This window comes from uncultured Campylobacter sp. (assembly GCF_938045535.1).
Taxonomy (GTDB): domain Bacteria; phylum Campylobacterota; class Campylobacteria; order Campylobacterales; family Campylobacteraceae; genus Campylobacter_B.
On sequence record NZ_CALIMQ010000271.1, the window covers coordinates 1 to 4,528 of the forward strand.

The 4,528-nt window shown below is 49.5% G+C and carries 6 protein-coding genes; all 6 read left to right on the forward strand.

The window, feature by feature from the left end; translation table 11 throughout:
• On the forward strand, positions 1-345 hold a 345-nt coding region (locus Q0095_RS08460), incomplete at its 5' end, for a hypothetical protein (RefSeq protein WP_297883104.1).
• 478 nt (positions 346-823) lie between these two features.
• Positions 824-2,359, forward strand: coding sequence for a dGTP triphosphohydrolase (dgt, locus tag Q0095_RS08465; protein ID WP_297883106.1), 1,536 nt, complete (start codon positions 824-826; stop codon positions 2,357-2,359).
• 20 nt (positions 2,360-2,379) lie between these two features.
• Entirely contained in the window at positions 2,380-2,949 is a 570-nt protein-coding gene (locus Q0095_RS08470; protein WP_297883108.1) for a LemA family protein, read from the forward strand.
• Between the two features lie 15 nt (positions 2,950-2,964).
• Complete coding sequence (locus tag Q0095_RS08475; RefSeq protein ID WP_297883110.1) at positions 2,965-3,558, forward strand: hypothetical protein; 594 nt, start codon at positions 2,965-2,967, stop codon at positions 3,556-3,558.
• Positions 3,555-4,352, forward strand: a complete 798-nt coding sequence (locus Q0095_RS08480) for a YgcG family protein (RefSeq protein ID WP_297883112.1) — start codon at positions 3,555-3,557, stop codon at positions 4,350-4,352. The genes Q0095_RS08475 and Q0095_RS08480 overlap by 4 nt, the downstream gene beginning before the upstream one ends.
• Positions 4,303-4,528: hypothetical protein (locus tag Q0095_RS08485; protein ID WP_297883114.1), on the forward strand; the 226-nt coding region annotated here is incomplete at its 3' end. The genes Q0095_RS08480 and Q0095_RS08485, both read left to right, overlap by 50 nt.

A 4,528-nucleotide genomic window follows, 5' to 3' on the forward strand; every position in this document is an offset into this window, starting at 1 on the left:
TTCCAGCATCCATCAGTAAGGAAATGCTCTTGTTCACCCTCCCGCAAGAGTGTTAAAATAATTCTAGTATCTAAATTAGATAAGGGAGGTGATATGAACCCAGAACATCAGCAAGGAGTCACGACAATGTGCGAGCACAAGCTCTACGAAGAAAACGCCGTAAAGGCACTCCAGGCGTTAGGGGGGAAGGCTAGTCTACTAACCCTCGTAGATAAGATGGCTAAGGAGTACGCAGTTCCAGTGCCGGATGCATTTCTTGCTATTGTCGACGCAAAAGGCGTTTATACGGATCATATCGAGAGCATGGTTGAATTGACTCACGAAGGTCAACTTGTTGGAGCCTAACTATTAGGTTTGCCTGCCTTTCTGCGATTAAGCGGGCTAGAATACTGGCACACATCTTAACACATTGGGTAAACTACGCAGGAGACGCTAGCGTACCCGATGTCGGTCTCGAATTTTCTTACGGGCAGTGAGAAAATGTTTCGGCTCGCGCTAACGAGAGTGCGAGGCCGAATCGATTACATCCCCTTGCCTGTTTGCGGTGGCTAAAAGCTGCTTTTGGTGCCACCTTATCCCTAGAGTAGCCTACCGAACCACACAGCCATTGAGGGCTTAAAAAGGGCTGCTAGCGGCATAATACCCAAATTCGATGCGTAACCGACTCGTATCCAACTCTACTTTTTCACTGCGTCGGAACCCATCTTGGCTCACCGACCAAGATCATTTCGAGGTTGGAGTATATTTTCGCTGAATTATTGAGGCTTTTTAAGAAGTTTCCGGTCACGATGAGTTAAATCGACAGAAAGATGAGGCGGTATTGATGTCCGATTCTGAAGTTGAAGCAACCGAACTGGCTCTCGATTCGATAAATGTAGCCATCCTACCTACAGACAAAGACTGTCGAGAAAAAAAGTACAGTGTTCTTCATACGAATAATTCAGAGCCATATGTGGAAAGTGCCCGTCGCCAAGGGGATTCAGCAGACTCCCGAAGAGGTGCTCGTCGCGATCACGACAAGATCTACTACACATCGGCCTGGCGACGACTGGCGGGTGTTACACAAGTAATTTCTCCCGATGGTGAGGAGTCACCACTACATACGCGTTTGACGCACTCGGAAAAGGTTGCATTAACAGCGTGGTCAATCGGATCAAATCTAATTAATACACAGAATGAGGAAATTAAACATCGCATAGCCAATCATGGAGGTTTGGACCTCGATATGGTGGCAACGGCGGCACTAGCCCACGATCTAGGTCACCCTCCTTTTGGCCATGTCGGAGAGACAGAACTCGACTCCTGGGGAGCGACTCACGGCCTAGAAGACGGATTTGAAGGAAATGCTCAAACCTTTCGTATCCTAACACGACTTGCTCGCTGGCATCCTCACTACCCCGGCTTGAAACTTCGGCTCGGAACTCTTTCAGCGGTTCTTAAGTATCCGTGGACTCGGGGTAGCAATCTTGACATTGCCCCGCTTCCATCACCAGATAAAATCGACCTATTCATCGAAGAAATTGGCAGAAGGCGAGAGGAATCAAAAAAAGACGCGAAATTATATCGCTACTGGACAAAGTATGGCGCATACTCCAGCGAAGCACAACTTCTCAAACTCGCTAGAAGCTGGATGCCACAGGCTTTTCGTGATGGAAATTTGCAGCATACGCAAAGCTGCGAAGCGTCGGTAATGGACTGCGCCGACGACATTGCCTATGTGGTTCACGACTTCGAAGATTTTGCAACGTCGGGTCTAATGGACATAAAACAATTGACACAGGAATATACAACCTGGGACAAAAAACATACTTCGCCAAATCCGGACTCACTTGGAAATACCTGGTACGATACAACGCGCGAACGACTTGCAGCTAAGAATCCCGAGTATTTTAAGAAAAAGGACTACGACAACGCTGTTGAATGGCTCCAAGAACAATTGAGAGTAATCGAAGAAAAGTCGACAGCAGCGAGTCGTCCAACGCTTGAATACCAAGAAGCCAAAAGAACCTCGAACTTCCTCAGTGGTCTCGTCACGAGCGATTGCTTTCAAGTCCTCGAGTCTCCGGCAACGGACTGGCCCGACGGGCCACTCGTTAAAATGAAGTCGATGACCTGGCATCAGGTTAATCTTCTCAAGGCTGTAACCATGGATTTTGTAGTTGCTACCCCAACCGTAGCCGCACATCAGCGATCCGCTAGGCGGATAATTCGAGAGCTGGCCACGGAACTTTATGATTGGGCTAGTACCGAAGCAGATTGTCTTCCATATGAGTTGGGAGCGGCTCTCACTGCCTTAAAAGAGGAAGGCAGAAGCAGAACCGAGAGTATCTGCGCCAAAAAGGAGGGCTTCATATCTTAATCAAAGCTCTAATCGTCTTAGTGATTGCGGCGATTGCGTTTGCGATATTTGCAGTGCCGGTTTACAATAAACTCGTAAGCAAAGATGAAGAAGTTAAGGCCGCGTGGAGCCAAGTGCAAAACCAATATCAGCGCCGCGCCGATTTGATTCCAAATTTCGTAGAAACCGTCAAGGGCTACGCTAGCCATGAAAAAGATACCTTAGAAGGCGTCATAAATGCCCGCGCTAAGGCAACCGCTGTCAATATCAATGCAGAAAGTTTAGCGCAAGATCCGGAGGCGTTTGCAAAATTTAACGGCGCCCAAGGTGAGCTTAGCTCGGCCCTATCGCGCTTGATGCTGGTAGTCGAGCGCTACCCGGATCTTAAGGCAAATCAGAATTTCGCCGACTTGCAAAATCAGCTCGAAGGCACGGAAAATCGCATCGCCGTAGCGCGCAAGGACTACATCGCCTCGGTGCAGGAATACAACAAGCTAATTAGAACCTTCCCTACAAACATCATCGCGCGCATTGTAGGACTAGGCGGCGCCAAACCTAGTTTTAGCGCTGATAGCTCAAGTCAAAAAGCCCCTAGCATCTCGTTTAAATAACGCTAAAGGCGGCAAATGCTAAGCGAGCAGTGTAAGCAAAGAATCCACGAGCTAATCACGAAAGCCGAAGCTGCAAGCGGTGCGCAGATCGTCTGCGTGGTCGCGCGCGAAGCAAGCGAGGACTGCGAAGCTAGCTATAGCGCGGCGGCAGTGACGGCGTTTGCGATCGGCATCGTTCTGTGCTTCGTGCCGCAAATAAGCAAAGCTGAGCTACTGCAGATCGTAGCGCTTAGCTTCATTGCGATTAAAGCTCTGCTAGCTAAATGCCCCACGCTTTTAACTCTAATCACGCCTAAATCTCGCAGACTTCGGCTCTCGGGCGAGTTTGCGATGCAAAAATTTTACAAGCGTTATGGCAGCGTAAAAGAAGCGATAATGTTTTGTGTCTGCGTCCGCGAGCGCTGCGCTCATATCATCTGCGGCGCGCAAGCGGCGGAGTTTATCTCTAAGGGTGAGTTTGAACGTATCACGACAGAATTTAACCCCAGCACGCAAGGTCTTGAGCCTGCCGTTTTAAAGGCGATGGACGCGCTGTGCGAGCTAGCCATGCGAGTGCCTAAAGATAGCGAAAACAACGAGATAGAAGAGACCTTGGTGGAGCTGCAATGAGAGTGGCTTGGAGATTTGCTTTTGCCATAATGGCGCTATTTGCAATAAGCGTCGCCGCACCTAGCGAGTATCTGGCCCATCCAAACGGCACCGCTGTAATCGATGAGGCTGGCATTTTACGCCCAGCCGCGAGAGAGAGTCTGAATGAAATTTTAATGACTTTCGATAAAAATTCCACAAACCAGATCATGTTCATAAGCCTAAAATCGCTCGGCGGCTACTCTATCGAGGAAATCGGCGTAGAGCAGGCGCGCGCTCTTGGTATCGGGCAAAAAGGGCGCGACAACGGCGTACTGCTGCTCGTCGCTCCGCACGAGCATAAAGTGCGTATCGAGGTCGGATACGGGCTAGAGGGCGTGCTAACCGATATGCGCGCCAAACGCATCATCAGCAATAAAATTCTGCCCTATTTTAGGCAGGGAGATTACGAAAGTGGCGTCATTAGCGGGATTTCGGCAATCATCAGCACGATCGAAGGCGGCGATATAAAATTTGATCCCCTTAACGCCAACGCGCAGCAGGATCCGAGCAACAAGGACTTTGCGATCTTTATGGTACTTTTTGCAGTCTTGCTTTTTGCGATACTAAGCCGCCGCGTGACGCGTCGCAGAAGAAGTGACGAGGATATAATCTCGAGCGCGGACATCATAAGCGAAATCGCGCGCTCATCGCGCATGAGAGGCGGCTCATCCGGGGATTTTGGCAAATTTGGAGGAAGTGGAGGTTTTAGCGGAGGCGGCTTCAGTGGAGGCGGCGGAAGTTTCGGCGGAGGCGGTGCTAGCGGAAGCTGGTAGTTACGGAATTTTATCAAAATTCCAAATCGTAGAATTTTATCTAAATTTTAAAATTTCAGAATTTCTAAATTCGGCTGCTGGTATAGAAAAACAGCACGAACGGCTTGTCGTTGCCCCAATCTTTAGCGTGCGCTTGGAGGGGTCGAACTTGGAGGCAAGCGAGGTGCCGTCGCTGC

Excerpts from the sequence above, each read along its gene's own strand:
- Q0095_RS08480 (WP_297883112.1), top strand. The coding sequence starts at position 3,555 with ATGAGAGTGGCTTGGAGATTTGCTTTTGCCATAATGGCGCTATTTGCA.
- dgt (WP_297883106.1), top strand. The coding sequence starts at position 824 with ATGTCCGATTCTGAAGTTGAAGCAACCGAACTGGCTCTCGATTCGATA.
- Q0095_RS08475 (WP_297883110.1), top strand. The coding sequence starts at position 2,965 with ATGCTAAGCGAGCAGTGTAAGCAAAGAATCCACGAGCTAATCACGAAA.